The 24,325-nt window shown below is 41.3% G+C and carries 19 protein-coding genes; 13 read left to right on the top strand and 6 right to left on the bottom strand.

Annotated elements, in window-relative coordinates:
- The first annotated feature begins 266 nt into the window (after window positions 1–266).
- The 3 genes from ACHUGF_RS13485 (at window position 267) to ACHUGF_RS13475 (ending at window position 4,680) form a co-directional block, all read left to right on the top strand.
- Complete coding sequence (locus ACHUGF_RS13485) at window positions 267–3,665, top strand: hypothetical protein (protein ID WP_394131949.1); 3,399 nt, start codon at window positions 267–269, stop codon at window positions 3,663–3,665.
- Window positions 3,666–3,820: 155 nt separating this feature from the next.
- Window positions 3,821–4,063 (top strand): YdcH family protein, encoded by a 243-nt coding sequence (locus tag ACHUGF_RS13480; RefSeq protein WP_394131947.1) that lies wholly within the window; start codon window positions 3,821–3,823, stop codon window positions 4,061–4,063.
- Window positions 4,064–4,452: 389 nt separating this feature from the next.
- Complete coding sequence (locus ACHUGF_RS13475; protein ID WP_394131945.1) at window positions 4,453–4,680, top strand: hypothetical protein; 228 nt, start codon at window positions 4,453–4,455, stop codon at window positions 4,678–4,680.
- A 181-nt stretch (window positions 4,681–4,861) separates the two neighbouring features.
- Here ACHUGF_RS13475 and ACHUGF_RS13470 read toward each other — a convergent pair whose 3' ends face one another.
- Window positions 4,862–5,833: an aldo/keto reductase gene (locus tag ACHUGF_RS13470; protein ID WP_394131943.1), complete on the bottom strand. Its 972-nt coding sequence runs from the start codon at window positions 5,831–5,833 to the stop codon at window positions 4,862–4,864.
- 562 nt (window positions 5,834–6,395) lie between these two features.
- Here ACHUGF_RS13470 and ACHUGF_RS13465 point away from each other — a divergent pair.
- Window positions 6,396–6,686 carry a putative quinol monooxygenase gene (locus ACHUGF_RS13465; RefSeq protein ID WP_394131941.1) on the top strand — a complete coding sequence of 97 codons (291 nt, stop codon included), beginning with the start codon at window positions 6,396–6,398 and terminating at the stop codon, window positions 6,684–6,686.
- Window positions 6,687–6,844: 158 nt separating this feature from the next.
- Here ACHUGF_RS13465 and ACHUGF_RS13460 read toward each other — a convergent pair whose 3' ends face one another.
- Window positions 6,845–7,459: an energy transducer TonB gene (locus ACHUGF_RS13460; protein WP_394131939.1), complete on the bottom strand. Its 615-nt coding sequence runs from the start codon at window positions 7,457–7,459 to the stop codon at window positions 6,845–6,847.
- 561 nt (window positions 7,460–8,020) lie between these two features.
- Between ACHUGF_RS13460 and ACHUGF_RS13455 the strand changes: the two genes are divergently transcribed.
- The 4 genes from ACHUGF_RS13455 to ACHUGF_RS13440 all read left to right on the top strand — a co-directional run bounded on the left by ACHUGF_RS13455 (window position 8,021) and on the right by ACHUGF_RS13440 (window position 11,926).
- A complete protein-coding gene (locus ACHUGF_RS13455; protein WP_394131937.1) occupies window positions 8,021–8,197 on the top strand; it encodes a PA3496 family putative envelope integrity protein in 177 nt (58 codons plus the stop codon).
- A 462-nt stretch (window positions 8,198–8,659) separates the two neighbouring features.
- The gene (locus tag ACHUGF_RS13450; protein ID WP_394131935.1) at window positions 8,660–10,729 is read left to right on the top strand and encodes a M13 family metallopeptidase; all 2,070 of its coding nucleotides are present in this window, start codon (window positions 8,660–8,662) and stop codon (window positions 10,727–10,729) included.
- A gap of 461 nt (window positions 10,730–11,190) precedes the next feature.
- A complete protein-coding gene (locus ACHUGF_RS13445; RefSeq protein ID WP_394131934.1) occupies window positions 11,191–11,334 on the top strand; it encodes a hypothetical protein in 144 nt (47 codons plus the stop codon).
- Entirely contained in the window at window positions 11,327–11,926 is a 600-nt protein-coding gene (locus ACHUGF_RS13440) for a hypothetical protein (RefSeq protein ID WP_394131932.1), read from the top strand. The genes ACHUGF_RS13445 and ACHUGF_RS13440 overlap by 8 nt, the downstream gene beginning before the upstream one ends.
- A 163-nt stretch (window positions 11,927–12,089) precedes the next feature.
- Here ACHUGF_RS13440 and ACHUGF_RS13435 read toward each other — a convergent pair whose 3' ends face one another.
- Window positions 12,090–13,739, bottom strand: coding sequence for an AMP-binding protein (locus ACHUGF_RS13435; protein ID WP_394131930.1), 1,650 nt, complete (start codon window positions 13,737–13,739; stop codon window positions 12,090–12,092).
- Window positions 13,740–14,535: 796 nt separating this feature from the next.
- Between ACHUGF_RS13435 and trmH the strand changes: the two genes are divergently transcribed.
- Window positions 14,536–15,240, top strand: a complete 705-nt coding sequence (trmH, locus tag ACHUGF_RS13430) for a tRNA (guanosine(18)-2'-O)-methyltransferase TrmH (RefSeq protein ID WP_394131928.1) — start codon at window positions 14,536–14,538, stop codon at window positions 15,238–15,240.
- Between the two features lie 15 nt (window positions 15,241–15,255).
- Here trmH and ACHUGF_RS13425 read toward each other — a convergent pair whose 3' ends face one another.
- Window positions 15,256–16,446, bottom strand: coding sequence for an aminotransferase class V-fold PLP-dependent enzyme (locus ACHUGF_RS13425; protein ID WP_394131926.1), 1,191 nt, complete (start codon window positions 16,444–16,446; stop codon window positions 15,256–15,258).
- 33 nt (window positions 16,447–16,479) lie between these two features.
- Entirely contained in the window at window positions 16,480–17,376 is an 897-nt protein-coding gene (gene kynA / locus ACHUGF_RS13420; protein WP_394131924.1) for a tryptophan 2,3-dioxygenase, read from the bottom strand.
- 391 nt (window positions 17,377–17,767) lie between these two features.
- Between kynA and ACHUGF_RS13415 the strand changes: the two genes are divergently transcribed.
- Window positions 17,768–18,376 carry a protein-disulfide isomerase gene (locus ACHUGF_RS13415; protein WP_394131992.1) on the top strand — a complete coding sequence of 203 codons (609 nt, stop codon included), beginning with the start codon at window positions 17,768–17,770 and terminating at the stop codon, window positions 18,374–18,376.
- Window positions 18,377–18,885: 509 nt separating this feature from the next.
- On the top strand, window positions 18,886–19,977 hold the full coding sequence (locus tag ACHUGF_RS13410) for a flavin-containing monooxygenase (protein WP_394131922.1): 1,092 nt from the start codon (window positions 18,886–18,888) through the stop codon (window positions 19,975–19,977).
- A gap of 101 nt (window positions 19,978–20,078) precedes the next feature.
- Here ACHUGF_RS13410 and ACHUGF_RS13405 read toward each other — a convergent pair whose 3' ends face one another.
- Complete coding sequence (locus ACHUGF_RS13405) at window positions 20,079–20,714, bottom strand: LysE family translocator (RefSeq protein WP_394131920.1); 636 nt, start codon at window positions 20,712–20,714, stop codon at window positions 20,079–20,081.
- Window positions 20,715–21,116: 402 nt separating this feature from the next.
- Here ACHUGF_RS13405 and ACHUGF_RS13400 point away from each other — a divergent pair, with 402 nt between their 5' ends.
- Together ACHUGF_RS13400 and ACHUGF_RS13395 are read left to right on the top strand one after the other, a co-directional pair.
- Window positions 21,117–23,159, top strand: a complete 2,043-nt coding sequence (locus ACHUGF_RS13400) for a metallophosphoesterase (RefSeq protein WP_394131918.1) — start codon at window positions 21,117–21,119, stop codon at window positions 23,157–23,159.
- A 459-nt stretch (window positions 23,160–23,618) separates the two neighbouring features.
- Window positions 23,619–24,176: a hypothetical protein gene (locus tag ACHUGF_RS13395; protein ID WP_394131916.1), complete on the top strand. Its 558-nt coding sequence runs from the start codon at window positions 23,619–23,621 to the stop codon at window positions 24,174–24,176.
- The last annotated feature ends 149 nt before the right edge of the window (window positions 24,177–24,325 follow it).

Below are 24,325 nucleotides of genomic sequence, written 5' to 3'. Positions count from 1 at the left end.
AAGCATTCCACGAGGTTACGGCGAAAAAAGCTTAAACAAGCATCTTTTGGCGAATACGCTTTTGCCCAATAAGAGCTCCAGTAATAAATACGGGTAGTATCCCTGCTGGGAAAATAACGATAATTATATTAGCTTTTGTTTTTAAAGGAATAAATAATGAAAACCAATTACAGTCTTTGCCGCTCTCCTGCTGCCAAATTAGCCGATAAAAACTAAAACCAACATCGCATCAGTTAAGACAAAAAATTAAGCAAGGAAGAACCGCAATGAATGCCGCAAGCGCTAACCAGAGTAGCCAACAGAATGCCATTGTCGATGAAATTAAAAACCGCGTACTAGAAATAGATGCATTGCGCCATGGCAACAAGCACCCTGAGCATATTGATTTGCCCCTCGATTACATTGAAGCGCTCGATGAAATTACAGTGCTCGATCGTCAAGAGATTGAAGAAATCGCCAGAAGTGTTATCGCTAAACACAAGAATATCGTGCGTCCTACGGCCAATAAGAAGAAAAATAAAACCAAGGAACGTGGGATAAATGAATGGCTAATAAACATCTCATTCATATTAGTTTTCTCTGTATTTGTAAAAGTCGTTTTCTTAACAGATGACACTCCAAGAGACCCCAATGAAAAGTCTCTGTTTACCCGCATCGCTTCATATGACTATAAAGGCACCTCTGAAAGTGTCAGTAACACTGTAAGCTCCGCCTTTACTTCGGTTAAATCCTTAATCCCTGAGTCCCCTCAAGACGAACCACTATTGGCAAATGAAGAGACAGAAGCACAAATTCAAAATATAGTTCAACAAGTCATAACTAAGGAAGAAAGTGTTGCGATTGTAATAGATGCAGAACAGGTTAACTCGCTTGCTTTCGAAGATGCGAGAGAGCTCCTTACAAAGCAATCTGAAACATATACACAGCCTTCATCTGAGTCTTTAGAAAATGATCAAATCAGCCAGACGCAACTTATTGCAAGCATTGATGACACGATAGCTGATGAATTAGTCGTTGTCGCAACTGATACAGATATCAATCAGCAAACCACTGATATTATGACTACTGACCAAATAGATACAGACAGTAGCATTACAAGTACTGCTACTGTCTCTGAAGCGGCATTATTCACCCAAGCTGATGTAAACCTTAGCAACTCAATTGATTCAGTGTCAGTTGAAACCGTTTTAGAACCTACACAAGAGGTGTCAGCAGAGCTCATTGCAGAACCGCTAATTGCAGAACCGCTCATTGCAAAAGAGGTTACTTCTACTGAAGCTGCTTCTGTTTCTAAAAAAGATCTTCAAATTGAAAACGACACTTCTGAGTTCGCATCAGCCCAAGCCACCAATGATATTGTTCAAGAAAGTACAAGCATTACAGCTGCTGTAAGCACAATAGCGACGTCTGACGTGGCTAACTTTAACGTTACAACCATTGAAGTCACAGACACTGATGTGCTTGGCGCAGAAATGACTGGTGCTGAGAGCATTACCTCAGAATTAGCACAAATTGACATTGACACAGCCCCATCAAACTCTGCTGAAACAAATGCAATTGAAGCAAGTAGCATTGAAACAAAGACCCCTGAATCAATCATTATTGCAGCAGAAACAGTAACAACCACACCTGCTGAATTAGCCACAATTAAAGCCGTTGAAAATGAAGAACCAAGCTTTTTCGAGCAACTAAAACAAGCTTACAATGAATTTATGGCCGATGAGCCTGAGGTAGAAATTGCACAGAACGAAACTAGCTTATCTCACTCTGAAGTCAATATAGAAGCATTAGAAATAGAGCTAAGTGCGATAGTCGCTGACGACGAAACCAGTATTAAAACAATTGACTCAGACACGGTTAACTCCAAAATAGCGACTTCAATCGTTGCATCTACTGAAGCCGAAGTACCAGAAGCAACAGCGCCAACAGATGTTGTCATTTCAGAACAATTAATCGCTGAAGTGATCAGTTCAGATGAGTTAAACACTATTGAAAGCAGCTCTGATGAAAGCGGTTTTGTTGAAAGTAGCTCACTTGAAAACAACTCAGATAAAATAGCCTCAATTGATCCTCGGCCTGCTGAAGTTAACGTTTCCGAAGTTGCCATTCCTGAAGACATCACACTTGATATGACAGCTCAAGCCAACTCTTCTTCAAACCAGGTAGAACCGAGTGTTGAAGAAATCATTGAACAGCAAACTGAAGAAGTCGTTGAGCTAGCTCAAGTGCAGTCTAACCCTACAGACCCTACTGAAACGGTAGAGCTTGATACATCTATTATTGGTGCGAACGACATTGCTCAAGTTAACAGAACTAATGATGCAGATGTCATCTCGGCTGAAGCTGAGGTCTCACAAGCTCTCACTCCTCAATTAGAGCAAGAGCAAATCTCTCAGTTAGCAACAGATTCAATAACAAATAGCAGCACAATTACAAGCACAACTAGCACAAGTGAGCCAGCCATTACTTCGGTAAACTCTGAATTGGAAGCTCAGCCTGAACTAACGGCAAGCCTTGAAAATTCAAATGATGTTTCAACTACTCACGCCTTAGGTAATGATTCAACAATCAGTGCCGATGACGAAATGTTGGCAATACTGTCCCCTTCAGCTGAAGAGCTTATTATTAATCAAGCGTCAAACGAAGAAATTGCATTACTTGAAGCGCACCAAGTCGCTAACAATCAAGTTGCTAACGATAGCCAACAAAAGTTACCTGACCCGAGCGCTGAGTATGAAGCCGAAATAACCAGCGATATAATGCAAGCTAGGTTGGCCCCTGAAGATAATATTGATGATGTAACCGAAACTATTATCGCGAGCGCTCTTGAGAAAGAACCTGCACCAGCACTTACGCCTGAAATAAATCAAACTGAGAGTGCATTAGTTGCCACATCAAACACTAAACCTGAACTGACACAAGCATATGCTCCTATATCAACCGCACCACCAGAGGTTGAGCAGCAGACTGCAGCAGTCGTTGCACAAGTAGCTGATAATCACCTAACAGAGGCGAAAGAATCTGATATTGAACAATCTGTTTCAGAAAATATCAGTGTGAGTAATACAGAAACAATGGTAGCGATGACGCCTACAACGACAGCAAGCCAGGAAACTCAAGAGCAATTTTTAGATGATGTACTCGCCATTGAAACTGCGAGTATCAACGCTACTGACAATGAACAGCTGCAGCCAATCTTACTTGAGCAGCCAAATAATGAACAACAGTTTAGCCAAGTACCACAAACTGATGATGAAGTTATTGCCAAGGATATGACCGATCAATTAGCCGCAATCGTTGAACTTACTCAATTAGCGAAGATGTCTGTATCAGAGTTTTATATGCAGCAAAGTCGCTTACCAACACCTGATGATCAGATTGTGCTACCTGTGAATTATTTCCGTGCTCACCCGATGATCACCGGTATTCACCTTGCTGAGAATAGTGAATTGATAGTTAAACTGGAAGATGAGTTTGGTATGGGCACGCAAGTGACATTGACTCCTTCAATCTCCAGCACAGGGAGCTTTGTTAACTGGCATTGTGGAACCAACGTTAATCCGAACATCATTGCACGTCCAAATGACTCCAATTGCGAGTTTTCAACCAATATTAAAGCTGCAAGTGCCGTAACCAGTGACAATCGCAACACATCATTGAAATGATAAGATAATCAGCGGTGTAAAAAACGAGGCCATAAGCCTCGTTTTTTTGTGCTTACTCGCAAAATTCATGCTCACGACTTGTCACTCCCCTCTTTAAGGTCTTTAATTACTTTTGTGTATAATTTGTACAACTATTTACATCACAAGGAGTGACTATGTTGGGTGAAAACCATTCTCTTACGCACGAATTTCCTGAGCACGAAAATAAAATATTATTACTATGTAAGCAAGACCCTTCTTTCGCTCAAGAAACCAATAAATACAATGCCTTAGATAAAGAAATACGCGAGCTTGAATTGAATAGTGCTCCCATTAGTGATGAAGATATGCACCAGTTAAAGCATGACAGAGCTGAGCTAAAAGATATGCTGTTCCAACGCTTACAATCAGAAGCGTAAGGTGTAACAAATAGCTGAATTAGCAAACTTTAGTCATTTTGTAATTCAATGCATATAAATATGATCTAGCTCTAATATTTAGTTTAAGTCTCTGCGTGGCTTCATAAAAAACTAGTGTTAAAATCATTTTTAAGGTTCAATTAAGCATTCTTGTTAAAAATTGCTTAAATGAGCCTTAAGTTTGATTGGATTGCTTTTTATTCAAGCAATACTTGTTAAACTTGTACGCTTTACCTTAAACTAATTTATTAAGTGCTAACCAAGATCCAGTGTCCATTGTTGCTAAATAACGGATTTATTTATTTGGATATGTTTCATGGCCCGCACAGATGATGAAGCTATTTGCTTTTGGACTATTCGTCCAACAAACTGATGAGACTGGAGTTACTATGAAATATTTAGCTATGATCGCAGCCCTAGCATTTGCAGGTTCTGCATACGCCGTTGACTGTACTGAATGTCACGAGAAGATCAATGTAGAAGAGCACGCTGAAATGGAAGCGACTATCGGTACTTGTAATGACTGTCATGACTTTGGCAGCATGCACGAGCCAGATCCAGAAATCCACACTCCTGAGCTATCTATCAAAGAGTGTGCTGATTGCCACGAGCTATAATAGCGCGTGATATCACTGATGCAAAAACCAGCCTTTAGGCTGGTTTTTTTGTGCTTGTAAGTTAAATCACTTGCTCTTTACTATGTTGCCACCGTATGTCTTGTATGCCCAACAACTCACCTCCTTCAACATCGAACGCTATAATGAGACTGAACAAATGCGGTTCACACTAACTCAGGCATTATGGTAGCTCTAACCCTTTAGCTGATACAAAAAGAGCATACCAATGCTCCCTTGATAGCTGTACTTTACTCGCTTGTGAACATGCGAGGATCCGCTGAGGTGAAGTGGTACCAATTACGGGTTGTATATTAGCAGGATGTCGCATTAGCCATGCTAGAACGATAGCTTCTGGGCTAACTTGATACTCATTTGATAGTTGTTCAACTAATTTAGCGGTTGCCTGAGTCGCCTGACTTTCACCTTCAAGACTGGCACCAGAGAATAAACCTTGGGCTAGACTCCCCCAAGATTGCAATTGCACCTTATGCTGGTTGCAATACTCAACAGTGCCTGGAGAGAAATGAATGCAGCTTCCCTGAGATTCTCCAGCATAAAGTGTCTCATCTACCCATGCATGATTGTGCAAGCTCATATGCATTTGATTGACAACGATGGGCGCATTAATCGCACGTTGTAACTGTTGTACTTGTGGCCAATGCATATTAGATACGCCTAAGTAACGCACCTTACCGGCTTGTTTTAGCGCGTTAAAAGCATCAGCGACCTCTGACACTTGCATTAAAGGGTCGGGTCTATGCAAGAGTAAAATATCTAAGTAATCAGTGCTTAATCTTTGTAAGCTTTGCTCAACACTGGAAGTTATCCAAGCTGCTGATAGATCATAACGTTTAGGCCCTAAATCATCATCGAATCGAATCCCACATTTACTTTGAATAAATATCGAACCACGATCGCCGCGCTGCTTAAGAGCCTCACCAAAGACGGTTTCAGCTTTCGAGCCTCGATATATATCAGCATGATCAAATAAATTAATACCCGCAGTTAATGCGCTATCTATCACTGTATTGGCCTGTTTTACATGACTGGCATCGTAGAGGTTATCATCCCAATTCCCTCCCAATCCCATACAACCATAAACGAGGTCACTGACCTCAGGTAAATATTCACCAAGCGGTAATTTACGCTTCATTTGGTCTTATCCTGCGTTGTTTTTTATAGGGCATGTTGGTCTTTCAAGATTATTTTTGCAGCGACTTATTGGAAATTTTTACAAGGCAGCGACTTTAATATGTGGTTATTCCACATGATAAGTCGTTAACGCAGTAGAAATGACAACAAGTGCAGCCTGTAAGGTTCATTTAAAAGTACCTACGCTCTTTGCAAAGAGTCCAGTTCGTTGGGAGCGGGTTTGTCTAAATGGCTAGACGTCATCGCTCACGCCTCGATTAAAGTGCTTTTAATTCGAACAAATTCTGCTCAGCAAAGATCAACAAGCCCTAGTCTAAAACAAGTTGAAAATAATAGAACCGAATATTTTAAAAATATTATTTGTTATAGCGAGCAACTGAACATGACGCAGGCACTTAAGTGTTGAAGTTCGCATTCAGGCCTACAGAAAATCATATAACCCGCAGCAGTTATTCAAAATATTTTTGATAATAATTCAATTATTACTCTGTTTATCTATACATGATTGCCCCGCTATACTTACTCCATCAATGACATACATAACCATTCAATAGGTAAATATTATGAGCAAGTTAACCATCATCGCGAACATCATTGCTAAACAAGATAACATTGAGCATGTGAAAGCTGAATTGATCAAACTCATCGCAATCACCCGCCAAGAGCAAGGGTGCATTAATTATGATTTGCATCAAGATAATGAAAATCCTGCTCATTTTACTTTCTATGAAAACTGGACAAGCAGGGAGTTGTGGCAAACTCACATGAACAACCAACACTTAGCAAACTATATGGCAGCGACAGACGGTTGTGTCGAACAATTTACATTGAATGAAATGAAACAAATTGGCTAGACGGTTTTTTGGTATAAAAGTAATAAGTGCTAGCGCATAATATTAGTGCGCTAGCACTTATTCATTCTCTATTAACACTCTGATTTATCACACATTTAACACACTGACTTAATCATCGTCACAGCGTGATGAAGTTATGATTGAAATAGCATCTAGCTTCAATTGGCTTTGTCTAGTTGAAAGTCTAATCTAACTTGTACACCAGTCTGATTGATTACCTTACCTTCAACCATTTTCGGTTTGTATTTCCAGTTATTGATTGCCTGAATAGCTGCTCGATTAAAGATCCGCTTTGGCTGTGCTTCTACTACTTGGGCGTTAATCACCTCACCTGAAGCAGCAATATCAAACATCACCACCACATAACCTTCTTTACCATCTCTAGCAGCATCCATAGGGTATTGCGGTGAGATTTGCACAACTGGCAATGCCTCTGCATTATTACGCGAACTATCTACCCACTCGTTTGTCGTGGGAATTTCTGGCGGAATAATGTCTATAGGTGAAAATGACTCCTCGCTTTCTGTTGCTGTAGGCGGCGCAACTCTTGCCACTTGTGGCACATCTGGCTTAGGTTTTATTCTGTCTTTTTTAATGACTTCAGCCTCTTTGGGAGGCTTAAAAAATAATTGCAGATCCCCTAGATGGTCAGGGGCATTTTGATAAACATGATCGGTTTTAATTAGCTGCGACATAAACACAAATAAAGCGAAGGTAATGCAGGCGCCCGTAAATACAATCGTAGATTGGCTTAACAAGTTTTGTTGGTTCATAGACAGTCCTTTTGTTTATGATAGGTGCCTTTTTAGCTTTAGCAGTGTTTCTTATAAAACAGCAAACATTTTGTTACATATAGCATCCACAGCAGCCACCTTTTACACCCAGCAAACTATTTGTTAACATTTTAAATACATATATATGCAGTTAAGCGATGCTATTCTGGTATAGCAACTTAGAGAGGCTTCTTGAGAAAAACAGAAAGTAATTAAATAGCCAAACCAATAAAGTGCTTTTAATCAGCGACCTATAATATCGAGCTAAGCAACTTAAGTAGACTGAGTGGTAAAAGTTAGAATTAAACGTGCGCCAAGTCTCAATTTCACCTGAAGAATATGCACTTTATATGCATTAGATACATTTTGTTACCCAGATCTCAAAACTGTCTATAACAGCCTGATAAATTACCAATTAAGCACTCACTAATTTAGCGTTTAGCCAGCATAGTGAGCAATTTAGGTGAACTAGAAGTATCAGCACATTTTCTTTCTTACCAGCTAATCAGTAGCAAGAAGTGACGAGCAAGAAAATGGATACTCAATTATGAGGAATTCGTTATGGCTCAATTACTCGACATGGTTCCAAATGATGCCGAAATCGCAGCATTTACTCAGCCCACCAACAAACAAAAAGCGGCTGAACTACAACAGCGTAAACAAGTAAAAAAGCGTCTCGAAGCACTACTCGAAAGGCAGCAATTGCAACGAGCCGTGGGTGATGACTTATTTGCCTAATCACCACTCACTTACCGGTGATAAGTCAATCACAAGCAAGCTAATTGCCTTAATGTGACGCAAAATATTTAGTTGAAATTAGCAAATACTTTCATCTAGGCGACACTGCACCTCTCCCCAAGCGAAAATAGCCACTATTTTCGCTTGTTTATCATTACAATCCTAACTGCTAATCATGGCATAATCACAACTAGGTTATGACTTAAAGAGTCGTGATAATTTGCCAGTAATAGTTAATATCACCCGGCAAAACTCAGCACCAAACCCACCATCAAGGTTGGTATGCAATTGAAATCTAGCATGTCGTTACAATTAAAAAGTTGACTTTTTTTTCAGGTCTAACAATATAAATCACTTAAAAATTATAAATGTAGATTCTGTACACTTTGCTTATTGTTGATGAATAACCCCCTTATATTGTCAATATAAAGCACACTTCAAGGATGCAAGGACCCCATAACAATGAAAAAATCACTAATAGCCATCGCCCTAGCCTCAAGTTTTTTGAGTGCATGTGGTACTTCTGATGTGGCACAAACTCAAAATGAAACTCAGCAGGCTGTCACCTCTGGCAAAGCAGAACTTGGCAGCTTTGGTATTGATCTCAGCGCACGCAACGAAGCGGTTAAGCCTGGCGACGACTTCTTCATGTATGCAAGTGGTACTTGGTATGACAATTTTAAAATGCCAGCCGACAAAACTCGCTACGGTGCATTTAATGCATTAGCTGAGCGCAGTGAAAAACAAGTTAAAGAGATTATTGATGACATCACCAGTCGCAGTGATTTAAATGCTGAAGAACAACTTATTGCTGACTTTTATCATGCATACATGGATGTTGAAACCATCAACAAGTTAGGTTTATCACCAATCAAACCCACTTTAGATGATATTAATGCCATCAAATCTACTGACGATTTAACTAAGGTATTTGGTCAAGCATGGCTAACAGGTGCATCTTCACCTATTGCTGGCGGCATGTGGTTTAACCGTCTTGACCCGAACAAGTATGAAATGTCATTAGGTGCCAGTGGTTTAGGTTTACCAGACCGTTCGTACTACCTTGAAGAAAGTGAGCGTTTTGCAAATATTAGAACCGCATATGTTGAACATATTGCTGAAATGCTGAAATATGCTGGTATTGAAGATGGTCAAGCACGTGCAAAAGCGATTGTTGATTTAGAAACTAAGATTGCTCAAGGTCAATGGCCACGTGAAAAACGTCGTAACCGCGATTTAACTCTTAACCAAATTGCACGCGGTGATTTAGCTAAGTCATACCCTGACTTCAATTGGGACCTATTTATCGAGCAAACAGGTTACCAACTACCACAAGTTAACATGACTCAACCTGAGCCAATCAATGCCATGATTGCCTTAGTTAACAGTGAGCCACTTTCTGTATGGCAGGACTACCTGACTTTCCACACAATCAGTAATAACGCCGGTTACTTACCTGAAGAAGTGTATAACACTAACTTTGCGTTCTTTGGCAAAACCTTAAGTGGTCAAGAAGAACCTCGTCCTCGTTGGAAGCGCGCAGTATCAGAAATGTCGGGTACGCAATCGTTAGGGTTTGCTATCGGTAAAGTCTACGTATCACGCTACTTCCCTGAGACTTCTAAGAAGCAAATGGCTGAATTGGTTGAAAACTTACGCACGGCATTAGGTCAACGTATTGATGGTTTAGATTGGATGGGTGATGAAACCAAAGTCAATGCCCGAGCTAAGTTAGCCGCTTTCAACCCGAAAATTGGCTACCCTGATGTATGGCAAGGGCTCGACGGACTTGAGCTAACGAACAAAGACTTACTTGGCAACATCCACAATTTACGTCAGTTCTTCCACGCAGATAGCGTTGCAAAAGAGCTACAAAAAACTGACCGCAATCGTTGGGGCATGACACCACAACGCGTTAATGCTTACTACAACAGTTCATTTAATGAAATTGTATTCCCAGCAGCGATTCTGCAACCACCATTTTTCGACCCAAATGCTGATCCAGCAGTGAACTATGGCGGCATCGGTGCAGTGATTGGCCATGAAATGGGTCATGGTTTTGATGACCAAGGCTCAAAATCAGATGCCAATGGTATCCAGCGTAATTGGTGGACTGATCAAGACCGCTCAGCATTTGAAGCAAAAGCCGATATGCTAGCAGCCCAGTACAGCAAGTATGAGCCAATCCCAGATAACTTTGTGAATGGTCGCAATAGCTTAGGCGAAAATATTGGTGATGTAGGTGGACTAGCAATGGCTTACCATGCATACCAGCTTAGCCTAAATGGAAAAGAAGCCCCTGTTATTGATGGCTTAACAGGCGACCAACGCTTCTTCCTAGCTTGGGCACAAGTATGGAAAGAAAAACGCACCGAGCAAAGCATGCTTAGCCAGTTACGTGCTGGTACGCATGCACCAGGTCGCTACCGTGCATTAGCACCGCGCAACCATGACGCGTGGTACAAAGCATTTGATGTAAAACCAGGTGACAAGTTATATCTTCCAGAAGATCAACGTGTGCGCATTTGGTAATCTAACCTCTCAGCGTTAACTAAAAGTGCCAACCACCTAGGTTGGCATTTTTGTTTTCAGCCCTAAATCACTTTGCTAAGTGGTTATCATCAAATAGGCTTTGCCTGACACGTCAATTTTGCTTGGCATACTCGTTTCAGACTCCTCCAACTACACAATGAGATCTAAAGTACACAGTAAGCACTTATCCACTTTCACGCTAAAGTACCTTTGACAAGCCCCCCTAACCAATTCAATACACCCCGTTAATTTATAAATAAAAACTAGCAAGATTTGGTCAGTACTAATTGATATTGAATAGGTCAACTTTAGTTAATGTGTTACTAAGATCTCAAATATTATGATGACCTCAACCATAAAATTGACACAAAGATATACACCTGTACAATTGCACCGAAATATACACCTGTACATACCTATGTATTGGTTTATTCAATGCTTTGCTAAATCAGGCGAACAACATGAGTTGGAGTGTAAAGAAGATGCTAAACCAAGGCGACCTATGCCCTCATTGCAGTTTAATCATTACTTTGCCACCTAACTTACAACCAAACTGTTTAGGCTGTGGTAAGCCACTAACGCAACAAGAGGAAGATGATGAATAGTAATACCAAACCTATGTCTGTTTTCTTTAGCGAAAATCTTCGAGCGCCACTGAGCAATGTTCAATGGTCTTGGGGGGCTGAGAATCAAGACTCTGTGTTCTTGCGTATTTGGGATGAGGAAGTCAAAAACAAACATGGATTGGTTTACTTAAATAATGGTGACAAACGACTGGGTCAAGCAGAGCGCTATCGTCATATTCAGTCAATTAAACGCGGTAAACCAGGCTATGTTGTGGTTATTCTATCTGGCCATGAAAGCAGTAATGGCACGTGGCGAATCGACACTTATAAAGAATGCGTGTATCAAATTGTTGATATTACGACTGATGAGCAAGGTAATATATACGCTAAGATTGATTTCGATACACCTATCTACCCGCCTTATATCCGAACAGAATTAGATCCATATTTACTGCAAGCTGCAGTACATCATATTCCAAGATCTGCAGAGTTGTTAAAACGGGCTACTGAAAAGTTCGGCTGGCGCGCAACGCGTTACAACTCCGACATTGGTATCATTGATTTAATCAGTCAAAACGGTAAACAACATGCCTCACTGAATGTCTCTACCAGTCAATGGATTAGACACTAAATCAGTAACAACAAACTCAAGCAGTTATGTCGACGTATAAAATAATGCCGAGAAAAGCTGTAGCCTTTTGTGAATGGAATAGTCGCTAATAATCGCCATAAAAAAGACCTGCCAATACTCAATGTAATCACAGGTCTTTTTCATTTGAACCTTGGTTAGCTATTTAAGCGACATGCTTTGACTCCCAAACGAGCGGATCCTTGAAGCGTGCCGTTAATAAATGATTGAAGCGCGCTTCAATCTGCTCACGCTTCAGTTTAAGTGTTGGCGTTAATAGCCCGTTTTCGGTGCTCCAAGGCTCATCAACAATAATCAAATGATCAAGACGCTGATGTGCTTCAAGCTCACTATTAACTTCAGTCAATGTCTCTTGTAATTGCACTTTTAGTTCAGCCTCATCATTCGATGCACCTTCTCCTAATACAACGATGGCAATGGGCTGAGAACGGCCACTGCCCATCACACACACTTGCTCAATGTCTGGATTACGGCCAAGATCAGACTCAATGGGTACAGGGGCTACGTACTTACCTTTGCTGGTTTTAAATTGTTCTTTCACTCGACCAATAATTTTCCATGAACCATCATCAAGGATTTCGGCCTTATCACCCGTTCTGAACCAGCCATCCACAAATGCAGCTTCTGTTGCTTCCGGATTTTTATAGTAACCAGAAAATACCGCCTCGCCCCTTACGAGTATCTCACCTTGCTCAGACAAGCTCATTTCAACACAATCTTGCGGCGTACCAATGGTGCCGATATGGTCAAGGTCAAAAGGAATATTTGAGCAAGAAAGTCCTGCTGTTTCTGTCATTCCCCAGCCTTCGCCTAAACTGATGCCAATTTTGTGATACCAACGCAACACTTCTGGCGAAATAGGTGCACTGCCAGAGCCAAATAAACTCGCTTTATGGAGTCCCAATTTAGTGCGGATTTTCTTTGCAACAAATTTACCTAACAACGGGACTTTTAAAATACGCTGTAATCTACGATTAGGAATAGTGGCAAGAATTTGCGACTGGAATTTAGTCCATAGTCTAGGTACTGAAATAAAACTGGTTGGTTCTGCGTATCTCACATCATCAATAAAACTATCTAGTGATTCAACAAAGTAAATGTCAGCAGACTGGTACAGTGAAGGTAGTTCAATCACGCAGCGCTCTGTCACATGCGCTAGAGGCAGATATGACATTAGCCTTTGTTGAATACCACCTGACATTAAACGTGCTGCGCTGCTGGCTGAAGCGGCCACGTTTTTATGACTAATCACCACACCTTTCGCTAAACCAGTACTTCCTGACGTGTAAATCAAAGAGAAAATGTCATCGGCTTGAGCTTGATGTAATTCATTGATGGGTTCGTATTTACCGATCCAGTCTTGCCATTGTTGCTGACAAGCCAAAGTAGGATAAGGGAATGCGATGGACAGTATGTCATCAGGCATGGCTTTGGCAATTGCATCTGTGCTATCGAGTTTACCGATGAAAATCGCTTTCGCCTGACTATGGCTCAACACATGCCCAATATTATTGGCACAAGCCGTTGGGTAAATAGGCACGCTAACCATCCCAGCCATCATGAGTGCCATATCTAAAATGAACCACTCAGCAGAGTTTTTAGCAATAATGGCGACTTTGTCACCTTGGGTTAACCCTTGGTCAAACAGCCCTTGGGCAATTTTACGCGCCTGAACATCCACTTCTGCCCATGTGTAAGTGTGCCATTTGCGATTAACAGGTTGATGAAGCCAGATTTTATCTGGGTGAGAGGCAACATTATGCTGCATCTGCACTAAAGGAAGACGGTAATCCATATTGTTATTATGTCCTTTTTTATGTGATCACAGTGAAGTAAAGCTGATCCCTCCACCCTTGATACTGCTGCATTACTTTGTGATTGTGATAAAGGCTTTGTGTTAAAAGTGTCGAGTAAAAGTGCTGTACTAAAGCACCTTCTAAAACACCTAGCTAAACCACAACTTGCAACAGCTCATTGGTTATTACTCCATATCCCCGCGCAACTTAGTAGGTTAATTGAATTAATGTCATTGGTAAGCTGCAAAAAATAACAGTCCAAAGACACCACACAGATCCCATTGCATATAGAGTAATAACTTTAGATTTAAACTTAACTTGCCATTGCTAGGGCATAATATCCAGCCATGCAGTGACCATAAATCAAGCTCTCCTATAGGATTTTGGCGAACACCTGTTCAGTAAATGACCGCATTTCAAACGCTGGATTAAAACACCGAAAGCGCGATACATACAACAAAGCATAGTATTCAAACAAACGTATGAATAATTTTATTGTCGTTTTTTACGCGAACAGCTAGACATCGTACCAGTCAAATATTTTCAAAAATGGCTATAAAGTATGCCAATCACCATCTTTTTTAAGGTAACTAAGCTTATCTTTCTTGCTAAGTAATGACCCATTAGTCTCTACACAATGTGTATGACCAAAGATTATCGTGACAAGATGATTGATTATCACAATCTACACTGAGTTAACTGTCGAGTTTACGTGTCATTTGGCGCTATAATCACGCCCTTATTGAATGTTTGTGATCCACAAACCCGTTTGACCTTTTGCTATTAAGAACTGACATGAGCCCAGAACGTTTTGCACGCATCAATCAGATGCTCGATAATCGCCAAGTTGATTTAACCCTTTGTCTCGATCAGGTCCATAAAGCCAATAATGTTGCTGCGGTGGTTCGCACAGCCGATAGCGTAGGGATCCACCAGATTCACGCCATTTGGCCTGATCATGAAATGTGGCTATCAGGTAATACCGCATCGGGTAGTCAGCAATGGGTAAGTACTAAGCGCCATGCTAATTTTGCAGAAGCTAAACAGGCTTTAAAATCACAAGACATGCAAATCCTGGCAACCACATTTTCAGACTCAGCTGTCGACTTTAGAGAGATTGATTACACTAAGCCCACAGCTATCTTGTTAGGTAATGAGAGAGACGGAGTGAGTCCAGAGGCCGTTGCTGGCGCCGATCAACACATCATTATTCCCATGATAGGCATGGTGCAATCACTGAATGTATCAGTGGCGGGTGCGCTAATCATGTATGAAGCACAACGACAACGTCAGCTAGCGGGCATGTATGGCACTCGCAAACTTGATGAACAATACTGCCAAACTCTGCTGTTTGAGCAGGGACACCCAATTTACGCCAAAGCCTGTCGTCGCAAAAAAATTCCGTATCCTGCAATAGATGAACAAGGTCAAATTGTGGCAAATGAGCAATGGTGGGATAGAATGCGCGCGCCAGATCCCGACGCGCCCATTGAAGTGTAAAGCTAAGTCATTGCCTTAAAATGTATGTTGCAAATGCTCAATAATATTTAGCGCTTCATCGATTTGAGTATTTGTAACATAAGGCGCACTGCCTAAACGTAATTGATCGCCGCGGCTATCACACAACACATTATGCCCACCGAGGCGTTTTACCCAATTTGCCGCTTGAGGTGTGGTCAAAGATAGGAATCCGCCGTTATGACTCAACTCATGACTTGGCAACTGTAAGCTCGCAGCATCTGATGGCGCATTCAAGCTTGCAATTCCCTGCCACAACCGGCCAATTTGTTGTTGATTAATCTCACGTAGCTGGATGTCAGTTAATTGCTGCTGATTAAAGAAATCAAACACGGCAACTGCGCGGTAATGGCTGGTAGGATCGTACGTAGAGCCAGCAAATGCAGACTGCCCTTGACCATAACCCACTTTCCCCGGTGCTTGGTCTAACACATCAAATTCAGCGTACCAACCTGTGATAATCGGACTGCCCTGATAATCAGCAGGTATGCGCATCATGCAGTTGCCCTCACCCGCCTGACAATACTTATAGCCACCAGCTACCACAAATGCAGATTCCAATTGCCATGTGGCTAGATTAAACGGCACTACATTCAGTGCATGATAAGCATCAACAAGGCAAGGTACATTCAGTGATTTAGCGGCGGCAGCGACCTGACTAACATCATAAAATATTTCGCTAGAATTGAAGAACACCGCTGATAACATGACAGCATCAGTGTCGCTATCTAACTTATCAATGACTCGCTGCGCTAATGTCTCGCTCGGCTGTACTGGCACAACCTCGATATGACAATTAAGCTCTTGTAAGCGCTGTAATTGACGACGCAGTGAATGAAACTCGCCATCGGTAGTGACTATTTTTAATGGCCGCTTTGGGCTTTGCTTAAAATAATCGAGATCTGATAAGAAGCGTAAGATCAATTCATGGGTTGATGAGCCCAGCGCAATTTGAGCGTGTTTTTCACCCAATAAACCTCGGTAAAAATCACGAACTTGGTCTGCTTTTGCTAAAGCTAATCCCCATTTCTCATCAATGTGTTTTGCAGCATCATCATAGCTTTGCAACACACCTTGTTTAGCCACATCAGGCCAAGCTTGGTGTGAGTGGCCAGATAATAAAATGCGCTCACTGACTTTAAATGCTTGATAGTGAGATTGCAGTGCTTGGGCGTTAAATGTCGTCATAACAGTTCTCTTAAAGATTCAATCGTCAGCTAATTAAAGATGAGTACGCAGCTCGAACAGCTCAGGGAAAAAGCTAATATCCAGTGACTTTTTCAAAAATGCCACGCCAGATGAGCCTCCCGTACCTGATTTGTTACCTATGATACGTTGCACTGTATACATGTGTTTAAAGCGCCACTGCTGGAAACTGTCTTCTATATCCACTAGCTTTTCAGCCAGTTCATATAACTCAAAATGACTATCGGCATCTTGATAAACTTTAATCCAAGCATCCAATACACTTTGCTGCATTTGATATGGCTGACTCACATCTCGCGCAAGCACTGCTTCATCACTAAGTAAACCTTTTTGCTTAAGTGCCTGTAGTGATACATCATACAAGCTTGGTGCGTTAAGAATGTCTGATAGCTCTTGATGAACCGCCGGATTACTCTGATGCACTGCTAACAAGTCAGCATTTTTGTTACCCAATAAGAATTCTATTTTACGATAGCCATATGACTGAAACCCAGATGAATGCCCTAATGCATCTCGAAATTTCAAGTAGTCAACAGGGGTCAACGTCGCCAAAATCGCCCAAGATTGGGTCAGTTGATTGAGGATTTGTTTTACACGGGAAATTACTTTGAACGCATGACCAAAGTCGCCGCTTTTAATATTTTCAACGGCGCAACTAAGCTCATGCCCAGCTAACTTTAACCATAATTCACTGGCTTGATGAATAACAATAAACAGCATTTCATCATGTTCTGATGACAAAGGCTGCTGCGCTGACAATACCTTTTCTAGCTTAAGGTAATCGCCATAAGACATGTCATCGTTAAAATTAGTATGAATGGAATCTTCAAGAGGACGAAAGTTCGCGTTTTCGGGCTCTGAACCTGCAGACGTTGTGGCGTCTGAAGATTGATGGCCTAAAGGGCATTTCATAATTAAATCCTTTTCTCCGCTGCCACCACGTTCAAAATATATCGTCTCTCGCTAAAATAGCGTTTAGGGAAATGACCATCAGACATGAACGGCAATGCAACGTTTATTATTGTCATTTTAGTTAAGGCATGCTTAACCTAGCATGTCAGGCTTATGTTGACTATTGAGTGAATAAATCCTCTGTCATGATTGATTTACAACCTCATCTCCCTGTTAACACCGCTGTTATCGACATCAAGGCAGTAGGCGAGCAATCTTGTGCATCTTTGGCAGACAGGCTTTACAGTACGCCGTCTTAACGTTTGTCAGTTATCAATTTAGCCGCTAATAATTGAATCTCACCGCTAAACTGATTAGGATTGCCCTATCTGAATTGGAACACCGTTTATCTATGTCTACCGAGCTATATTTTATTTACGACTCTCATTGTCCATGGAGCTATGCGACCACCCAAGTGGTCAATGCCTTACATCAAGCATTTCCGAAAATGACACTCAATTTACTGCACTGCGCCCATTATATTGGCAAAGACGGTGCTAGTGCCGAGCAGGTCTCTGCGGTCACTGACAATAGCGATGTGCCTGTGAGCAAAGGTTATATATCCGCAATCAGCCAAGCTAAAGACTCAATCAAAACCGCTAACTTCATGAGTTGGTTGCAAGACAAACAACCAGAAAAACAATTGGATGTGCTTAATGCGCTGCAACATGCTCACTTTGTTGATGGCAACCCGCTCAATGATAAGCGTGACTTTAAATCAATTATTGAGCGATTTAAGCTGTCGCCGTCTAATAAAGTGTTCAAAGCAGAATTAAGTATTGATGCAGAGCAGGCGCTCAATGATATCTGTGAGATCCAACAAATTATTGGAACTCAACATTTCCCCGCACTGATTATGGTTGTCGATGATAACGCTATCTTCATTGACCACTCACAGCACTTATCTCACCCTAAATCTGTTGTTGAAGCGGTAAAGCAAGAAATTGCAGCATTGAAATAAAACGCCCTAAAGTCGCTTTAAATAGTCACAAGGCCATATATCTATTGTTCATTATTGATCTTTCATTTACTGGATATGGCCTTATTATTTTCAGCCCTAAACCACCTACTTCAGTAGGTGGTTATCATCAATTAGGGTTTGCCTGTATCTTTGTTTGTATGGCATGCCAGCTTGAGGTTGATTCAGCTATGCAATGATATTTAAAGCACGCAGCAAGCACATCCCTGTGGGCTCGACGAAAACATCCATGTTTTCAACGGCTTTAAATATCATTACTCATAGATGCTACTGAGGCTACAAAATAACTGAAACGCCCCCTTTTAGGGGGCTGAATGAAAGCCACCTTATTCAGAAGGTGGATTCTTTACTTGTGCAGCTTTTCATATCAAGCTTTTCAGTGCTGCAGAGTTTACAGGCCAAAGATGTATAGTTTTGTGCTAGCCCACTATTCAGTAGCGAACTCTGGTAGAATGTGCGCCACATCACACAATCATCAGTAGTTGGGTTTAATGAAAGATTTTATCATCATCGGTGCAGGACAGTCTGGACTCTCCATGGCGTACAACTTAACCCAACACAACAAAGATTATCTGATCCTCGACGCTAATGACGCTATTGGTGCGCCGTGGTTAAAGCGCTGGGATTCATTAACCTTATTTACCCCAACCGAATATAACCATTTACCGAGTATGCCGTTCCCTTTTCCAAAAGGCTTTTATCCGAATAAATACCAAGTGGCTGATTACTTAAAACAATACGTGGAAAAGTTTGCCATCCCAATTGAATTTAACCAGAAGATCATCTCCATTAAAAAGGTGAATGGTGTATTTGAAATCACCAGTAACACCGCCCAATACCAAGCCAAGCAGGTCATTGTAGCCACTGGGCCGTTTCATACGCCTTTCACCCCAGCATGTCACACGGATATCGCCGAAGACATTATTCAAATTCATAGTGAAAACTATAAAAACCCAAGCCAATTACAAACTGGTGATTGTTTAGTTGTCGGCGCTGGCGACTCTGGTGTACAGATTTTATCTGAGATAGCTGATACCGGCGCTAATGTGTATTTTTCTGGCAGTGACAAGATCAAAGCCATTCCACAGACATTTCTCGGTAAAACCTTATGGTGGTGGTTTAGCAAAATAGGCTTTTTGAGTGTTAACCGTTACAGCAGAATAGGTAAATGGCTGAGCAAAGGTGTTCAGCCCGTAATTGGCACTGACGTTAAATCGTTATTAGCCAAAACCAATGTCACTCATATGGGCAGAACCTTGTCTGCCGACCAGCACAGCATCACTTTCCAAAAAGGCACTGTTAGCTCGATTAAAAACATCATTTGGGCAACGGGGTTTAAACCAAACTTCTTCTGGATTGATGGTATTTCATTTGATGAAATGAATTACCCAAGTAACTACCGTGGCGTGAGCAACGATATTGAAGGCTTGTATTTCATCGGTCTACCTTGGTTATATACGCGTGGCTCGGCTACATTAGGTGGCGTATGGAAAGATGCCGAATACTTAATGAATTACATTGAGTGTAATCAACTACAAAATCCATCACAATACACTGAGGTCAAGGTAACTCAAGCGGCCTAAAGCTTGCACTGTGTAGAACACTACGTCGATTATCGCTTTCACCTCGCGTTAATCGACGTATAGAGATACCTTCGTGCTACTCGTTGTAGTTTAAAAAGAAATTAGACGACGAGTTGAGATGAAAGCAACCACACAGCTAACACCATGAAAATAATCCCCATAAACTTATTTTGATTCTGCCTAAAGCGCGTGTTTTGCAATAATGGCCGGCCTAAACTGCCCACTAACACCACCAGCAATAAGTTGAATATAAGCCCCATCACATTAAGCAATAAGCCAAGTGCTAACATTTGTTCACCAGAGCTTGCCGTTAATTGGGTCGATACAAATTGCGGTAGAAACAATACAAAAAACACTAAGGCCTTAGGGTTGAGCAAGTTACTGAACACTGCACGCTTATAAAGCAGCTTTGCAAGATTGTCCTGTTGCTGCACATCAGGGGCACTTGCCGCTTCTGCTCTTAAGCAGTCCCATCCCATTTTCAACAAATAAGCGCCGCCCAATATACGTAATATATCTAAGGCAAGTGGGTTCATGGCCACTAATGCAGAGACTCCCATGGCGGCAAGCAAGGTCAAAATCACGCCTGAAGTCGCATTACCAAAGCTAGCGTATACGCCCACTTTACGGCCGTAGCTTAAACTCGAGCTGGCAATCAGCAACATATCAGGGCCTGGGATCAGCAATAGCGCTATCACAGTGGTTAAGTACAAAGGCAGTAAAGCAAAATCAATCATGGTTTTCGCGACTAAAAAGAATGAATAAAATCAACAAGGCGCGGATTTTACAGCTATCTAACTTGAAGAAAAGTAAAGCGGGATTTAATTGATACATCTCAGCGGCAGCGATTGTTTACAGCCACCCTATTCCGGCAAAACACCAGCACGAGTATGACAACTTTGCCAAATTTACCGCCACTGCTAATGAGATAGTTTAATTGTTCCGCTTATAGAACAAGCTTTAAAAAAATTGACCCACGCGGTTGATACCAAGTAAACAAATTCAATCTAAACAGTTAATAAATAGATAAAAACCCTCGAAATAGTATTTTTTATTTTAAGTTTAACCAAAGTGAAATATCAGCAAAATAAGGTTCGGTTTCCCAAGATTATTTTGTAACTGAAGCGGAACCAAAGACAATGAAACTGAATAAAGATATTTCTCGACGCTCTTTCCTTGGTGGCAGCATGAAAGTCGCCACCGTTGCCACTGCGGCTCCTATCCTTTCAGCGTGTAACAGTGATAGCTCAAGTCCTGAGAAACCTGATATTTCAGGCGTTCAAGTAGCCATGCTTGCAGATGTGCATTTTCACGATGTATTTGGTGACTATGAGTTCGCAAACTATCACAGCGAAGTGACAATCCGCAGCATGCAAGACTCATGTGAATCTACTCGCATGTTTAACGAGAACTACTTTGCATTTATTTCGGCATTAGAAGAGCTTGGCGAGCAAGGTGTTAAATACATCTGTCTATTAGGCGACTTTTCAGATGATGGCCAAGTAGACACCCTAAAAGGGTTTAATCGAGTTGTTCAACCATTCATTGAAAAGTATCAATTTGAGTTTTTCATCACCAATGGTAACCACGACCCAGTTAGACCCTACGGTCGTGATGAAACCAAGCGATTCCTACATCACACAGGTGCAAGTGTAGAAGTCACCAGTGATGAGAACCGTGGTTTTACCCCTGGAAATGTTGTCATATCACAGCACGTTACCCAAGGCATGTGGGGCACGGGTTACCAAGAAATGTTTGAAGTACTGGGTGAGTACGGTTTCCAAAATAAACCATCTTACTTTTACTATGAAACACCATGGGGTAGCGATGAGTTTGACAAGCGTGGCTTGATGATAGCCAAAGAAGAAGGCGGTACTGAATACTGGTGTCCTGACGCGTCATACTTAGCTGAACCCATTGAAGGACTGTGGATTGTATCTGTCGATATGAACGTTTACTTGCCTGATGAAGACGGTAATTGGAGTCATGCATCAGTTGGTTGGGAAGAAGGAAAGCACTACAAGCCACAAGTCATGGATTGGTTAACGGATGTCACTTCTAGAGCAGAGCAGCTAGGTAAAACCTTGGTTGTATTCAGCCATTACCCTGCGACTGAATACTTAAATAGCAGTGCTAATGATTTTTACTATGTCTTCAACGATGGTTCGTATAACAACACTCGCGTTCCTTCAACAGATACTGCTGAGCAAGTCATTGAAACAGGTGTAAAGGTACATTTTGGGGGCCATATTCATGTCAACGACACAGCGGTACATCATAGTAAAAAAGGCACCTTGGTAAACATTCAAGCGCCCTCTTTAGCCGCTTATACGCCTTCCTACAAACTCGTGACGTGTCATACAGCAAGCTTATTTGAAGTTGAAACAAAAACACTGACACAAGTGAAAGACTTTGATGCACTATTCCCATATTACCAACAAGAATTAGAGCACCGTGAATGGGTAGGTGAAGCTGTGCTTTGGAAGCAAATGCTTGAAGCAACTGACTATCGTGACTTTATGTTCCGCCACTTAGATGTATTAATGAATATGCGTCTAAAAAATGGCTGGGGAGCCGATATCTCAACACTTTTCGAGCTGAAAACACCACTTTACTGGCTAATGGCATTATCTGCGCTCGATGCAGAACTCTCAAATCAGCAGGCTTTATTGGCTCTTGAGTCAATGACTGAAACCGCCAGCAACAATGACATCATTGCACTGTTTGACGACTTCAATTTATCATCACAAATGACAGCAGCGTTAGCAATTGTAGATAGCCACATTTCGGATTACTCACTCAGCCGCGACCACTTTATCTCCCTTGGCTTTAACACGGTTTGCTTAACCAGTTTGTATCAACGAAACGGCGATGAGCTGGCCTTCGAAGATGTCACTTACCAATTAATGACGCCTATATATGTGGCAATGGACCTATTCGCCGCCAATGATGCCGATGGCGACTTAGACAATATTAATTGGGAAACTGATTATGTCGACCAAAACCCAGCCAGTGGTGGCAGTATCAAAATTGATGAATTTGACTTATCAACGTTAAAAACGCGATTTGCTTCATTGGCACGTATGTACCATCAATTCCGTAAAGCACAACCTGCTGACCACTTCTATATCAATCTCAATTCAGGCATTGTTGAAGACTTAGCGGGTAACAAATTGTTCTAAAACGATGATGACAAAATGACATGTGAACGTATGGGGTAACGCTACTCAATAAGCGTTCAATGTAAGTTTTAAAACCACAGGCGTAGACACGCTTCAAGTTTTATTAGCGATAAAAAAAGCCATTCATAACGAATGGCTTTTTAATCATTTTACGACATCAGCTGATATCAATTTCCAGCTTCATTTAAAAGATCATTTATAAGTATTAACAGATTCAAAGCCAGCATACTCCTATCGTGCGACTCCTCACCCCGCCACTAGCAACATCATTGCAACACTTGATTCAAATAAGAGCTAGATCAAGCTTTTATACCAAGTAACTCGCTATGATTTACTAATAAGTACTCCGTAATGATATTCGGCTTGGTTAGGCGTCAAAACACATGCCGTGAATGCAGATTATTGCTCATTACAGGTGTACTGATTTCATTTATTAGTGGCGATAAAAGGAGTGAAAATATGAACAAATTTCGCCGATTTAGCAGACTCGTTCAAAGCATTGTAATTAGACTGTCAATTTTGTGCACAATATTGCTGACACCACAGGTTTTAGCCCAAGCTACTGACAACAACCCAACAGCCAACATGACTACAGGTAATGTGGAAGTCATGGACGAGTATCACTTTCGACTGTGCATAATGTTAGAACAGCGCTTAAAGGATAAACAACAAGATCATTCATCACACTTCATAGATGGAAGGAACTTTGCCATGCAAGGCAACCAAGCTTTGTCAGAATTACTCAAGCATAGAGATGAACTGTCGGAAGCACGTATCAAAGAGTTGAATGATATCATTGCTAAATCCAATGAAATGAGTGCTTATCACGAAAATAGAATGAACAGTGATGAGGAAACTATTGAGTTTTTTCAAAAAGATTTTAGCGAAACCTGTGATAACAGACGTGCTGAAGATGACATCGTTATCAAGCACTGTGATGGGCCACTGGCGTCTATTTTAAATGGTGAGTTTTGCAAAACACACTTAAATGCTGTTAAAACTAAAGCTAGCCACTAATAGTTAACGCAAAAGAATTAAAGTAAAAACAGCTGAACTTAAGTTAGGCCAAAGGCGTCACTGACAAAAAGCCATTCATAACGAATGGCTTTTATTCAATAAATATAATAACTTAATGTATTAACTATAGCGCATTAAGCTAGATAAGG

This window comes from Shewanella maritima (assembly GCF_043643735.1).
Taxonomy (GTDB): Bacteria; Pseudomonadota; Gammaproteobacteria; order Enterobacterales; family Shewanellaceae; genus Shewanella; species Shewanella maritima_A.
Note: the sequence above shows the minus strand (reverse complement) of the source record. Positions and strands in the feature narration are given on the sequence as shown.